This is a genomic window from Bartonella raoultii (genome assembly GCF_019659805.1).
GTDB lineage: Bacteria > Pseudomonadota > Alphaproteobacteria > Rhizobiales > Rhizobiaceae > Bartonella > Bartonella raoultii.
Genome location: NZ_JAIFRO010000005.1, coordinates 7569 through 10349, shown reverse-complemented (window position 1 = coordinate 10349; position 2781 = coordinate 7569). Strand labels below are relative to the sequence as shown.

Annotated in this window: 3 protein-coding genes and 1 pseudogene; all 4 read left to right on the top strand. The window is 43.9% G+C overall.

What is annotated here, in order from left to right; genetic code table 11:
- Positions 1-249, top strand: a pseudogene (locus K3248_RS09375) (portal protein); the annotation flags it as partial.
- Positions 250-262: 13 nt separating this feature from the next.
- Positions 263-1156, top strand: coding sequence for a hypothetical protein (locus K3248_RS09370; protein ID WP_220716913.1), 894 nt, complete (start codon positions 263-265; stop codon positions 1154-1156).
- A gap of 96 nt (positions 1157-1252) precedes the next feature.
- Positions 1253-2377 (top strand): BaGTA-type gene transfer agent major capsid protein, encoded by a 1125-nt coding sequence (gene bgtG / locus K3248_RS09365; protein WP_220716914.1) that lies wholly within the window; start codon positions 1253-1255, stop codon positions 2375-2377.
- Positions 2378-2398: 21 nt separating this feature from the next.
- Entirely contained in the window at positions 2399-2779 is a 381-nt protein-coding gene (locus K3248_RS09360; RefSeq protein WP_220716915.1) for a hypothetical protein, read from the top strand.
- The last annotated feature ends 2 nt before the right edge of the window (positions 2780-2781 follow it).

Here is a 2781-nt window from a genome sequence, read left to right as displayed (position 1 = left end):
CAGATGAATCCAGAGCAGGAAATGCAGTTGCAAGAAAAGCAGCAAGACATGGCGACGAAAACCCAAATGCAACAGATGGATTTACAACAAAAGCAGATTGAATTGTTCATGCGTCAAAAAAGAGCGGAATTGGAAGCAGAATTGATGCAACAGCGCCATGAACTTGAACGGCAACGCATTTACAATGAGCAGATGCAAAATCAGATCATGCGAGAAAGAGCGGCCAGTTATAGAGGAAGAAGCATTTGAGAAAGGTTAAAGAATGAATGCAGAACTGAATGAAGGACTGAATGAAGATTATGGAACAGAGGCATCCGTTTTTGATGATGAGGGTTCTTTTGAGAGCGCTCATGATAGAGGAGCGGTTGAAAGTGATGATGTCTCTTCTTCAGAGCCGGTTGTAGCAAAGCCTGTTCAAGAGCCTTCAGAGATTACTATCCCTAATGGAGAACAGCAACGTGCTGTAGAACAAGCCAATCAAGCCCGTGAAGCACTTACGAAGTTTTATGAAGCGCAATCCCAGATGTCTCAGGTTGATGGCAAGGAAACGCCTCCCAATCCTAGTGAAGATATTATTGGTTATATGGGGTGGATGGGCAAAAAGCTTCAAGAGCAGGATGCGTATATTAGAGCGCAGCAAGATGTGCAAAGGCAAGCGTTAGAATACCAAGAATTTAATGGGCATTTAAATCAGTTTTTAGAAAGTTCCGTTACCTCGGTCAAAGATAAATACAGTGATTTTGATGCGGCGGCAGATTTTCTCTATGAGACGCGCGCCAAGCAATTGAATGCATGGTCTTCTATCTATCCCACTTATGCCCAGAAGAGCACGATCGATGCGATTATAGGAGATGAGTTGCGAACGATAGTAGCCACTTGCGCACAAAAGGGGGTTAATCCGGCAGAAGAGCTTTATAGGATCGCGCAAAATCTTGGCTATCAAAAGCAAGCCGTGCAAGCCAATGATCAAATTGCAGCACTCCAGAATCGTCAGAATTCAGCGCGGACATTAACGGGCTCTGGTGGTGGAGGCCGTGTTGGTCCTATGACCAAGGAAGTTCTTGCGAATATGTCAGAGAAAGAATTTGATGCGTGGATATCCAATCCAAAGAATGAAGCACGTTTTTATGAAATTATGGGTGTAGATCCTGATTAGGTAAGAGGTTTTTCCACATAATCCGCCTTTGATGCGGGTTTTCCACCGGCTTTATTCAGCCGGTTTTTTTTACAGCAAAGAAAGGTGAAATCAAAAATGGCAACAACACATATAGGGACCCATGATCCGCAAGCGGTAAAATTGTGGTCACAGAAATTAGGCAATGAAGTTTTGAAGGCGACGAAAATCGCCCCCTTGATAGGGAAAAGTTCAAACAGCATTATCCAGCTTTACAATGAAACCCATAAGAGTGCAGGGGATAGCGTTACCTTTAGCCTGCTGGTTAATTTGTTTGGAGATGGTGTCACGCAAGGGGAAACCTTAGAGGGCAATGAAGAAGCGCTTCAATTTATGAATGACCGCTTGGTCATTAACGAGCTCTTACATGCAGCGCGTGTTGCCAATACGGATTCGATTGATCAACAGAGAGTCTTACCGAATTTGCGCAAAAAGGCCAAGGAAGGTTTGGTTCGCTGGTATGCTAATCGTTTAAGCATCATGTTCTTTCTTCAAGTGTGTGGTTATACAGCAAGCACGCTTAGTGTTGATGGTCGAGAAGTTTATATTAAACCGGTTCATTACGGCTTTAATCCGATCATGGCGCCCAGCAGTGAACGCATTATCCGCCCCGATGGCAAAACCAAAGATGAAGAACTTACCGATAAAGCCAAACATAGCTTTAGCCTTAAATTGATTGATGAAGCGGTTAAACAAGCAAAGCTTGCCAATCCGCAAATCTCTCCTGTTCACGTCAATGGTGATGATGTGTATGTTTTGTATTTGCACCCTACCCAAGTGATGCAATTGCGCACCAATACAGCCGCTGGTGAATGGTTAGATATTCAAAAATCAGTTTATGCAACCTCACGTGCAAAGAACCCAATCTTTGATGGATCTTTAGGTATGTATAATGGCGTTGTTTTACGGGAAGCTATCCATGTGACCCATGGTGTTAAATCGACAGATTCTACAGCCGTAAAAAGCGTTCGTCGTGCTGTGTTCTTAGGAGCGCAAAGTGCTGTGATCGGTTTTGGACAAAATCATAGTGCAACCCATTACACCCTCAAGGAAGAATATTTTGATTATGAACGTGAATTTGGCGTTGCCGCCAAGACGCTTATTGGCATGAAGAAAACCCGTTTCCAGATGCCTGGTAGTGCACAAACAGCCCAAGATTTTGGAACGATAGTTATCCCCACCTACAGTGGTGAAGCAGCGTAATTTTAAAGGAGGAAACAAGAGATGGCAGATCATTTACCCGCCCCATTACAGGGGAGAAATCTTCATACGCAACAGGTAAGCTTTTTACGCTTAAATATCTCGCATAAAGAGAAGTCCCTTACGGAGAGAATAGGGATTTTACCGCGTGGAGCTGTGATTACGTCGATCAAAGCCTTTGTGAAGACAGCGTTTTCGGAAGCCAAGTTGAAGATAGGCAGCAGTTATGGGGGAAGTGAATTTGGTGAGAAAGAGATCAAGACCCAAAGCACACAAGACTTTACACCCACAGATCAGAAAGTTTTTGTTGGAGATGATAAGGAAACGACTCTTTACGCTACCCGCGACAAAGCCACAGCAGCAGGTGAATGTGTTGTGGTTGTGCAGTTCGTGACTAATCACTGAAA

What these genes read in the sequence shown, in the direction of transcription:
- K3248_RS09370 (WP_220716913.1), top strand. Translation starts at nt 263, where the DNA reads ATGAATGCAGAACTGAATGAAGGACTGAATGAAGATTATGGAACAGAG.
- bgtG (WP_220716914.1), top strand. Translation starts at nt 1,253, where the DNA reads ATGGCAACAACACATATAGGGACCCATGATCCGCAAGCGGTAAAATTG.
- K3248_RS09360 (WP_220716915.1), top strand. Translation starts at nt 2,399, where the DNA reads ATGGCAGATCATTTACCCGCCCCATTACAGGGGAGAAATCTTCATACG.